Origin of the sequence: Microbacterium sp. 18062 (genome assembly GCF_902706225.1) — a bacterium.
GTDB lineage: Bacteria > Actinomycetota > Actinomycetes > Actinomycetales > Microbacteriaceae > Microbacterium.
This window is the reverse complement of record NZ_CACSKB010000443.1, coordinates 1-430: the sequence shown is the minus strand read 5'-3', so window position 1 is coordinate 430 and position 430 is coordinate 1. Positions and strand designations below refer to the sequence as shown.

General features: G+C 71.4%; 2 protein-coding genes. One reads left to right on the top strand and one right to left on the bottom strand.

The genetic code is table 11. The annotated features are described in order from the left end of the window. Window positions 1–5 precede the first annotated feature (5 nt). Window positions 6–122 carry an S-adenosylmethionine:tRNA ribosyltransferase-isomerase gene (locus GVL03_RS24090; protein ID WP_373683856.1) on the top strand — a complete coding sequence of 39 codons (117 nt, stop codon included), beginning with the start codon at window positions 6–8 and terminating at the stop codon, window positions 120–122. 35 nt (window positions 123–157) lie between these two features. On the opposite strand, the gene GVL03_RS20605 is transcribed toward GVL03_RS24090, so the two are convergent. Next, on the bottom strand, window positions 158–430 hold a 273-nt coding region (locus GVL03_RS20605), incomplete at its 5' end, for a hypothetical protein (RefSeq protein ID WP_159502692.1).

Sequence of the window (430 nt, the reverse complement as noted above, 5' to 3'; positions counted from 1 at the left end):
GGAGGATGCGGATCAGCGCCTTCACGGGCTACGGCCACGCGATGGATCTGTACCGGCACGCGATCGCCGAGCGCTACCGGTTCTTCAGCTACGGCGACGCGATGCTGCTGTCGCGCCGCTGACGCGCCCCCGGGCCCGTCGCGCCGCCGCAGGTGCGTCAGTCCCGGGCGTCCGGATAGCGGAACTCCGGATGGGACTCGTAGAGCCCGCGCGCCACTTCCCGATCGTCCAGCACGCCCCTGTCATCGATGTGGGAGAGATGGCGGTGCGCCCTGTTCACGACGCGGTAGGCCTCGGCGGCCGCCTCGTACGGGTCCGAATGCGGGGTGCCGGTGATCCGACCCTGGAGCACGCCCTGCTCCATGCCCAGCCGGTACCGGTCGTAATCGGTGGCCTCGCGGGCCCGTTCCAGCGACCGCCGATCCCGCGG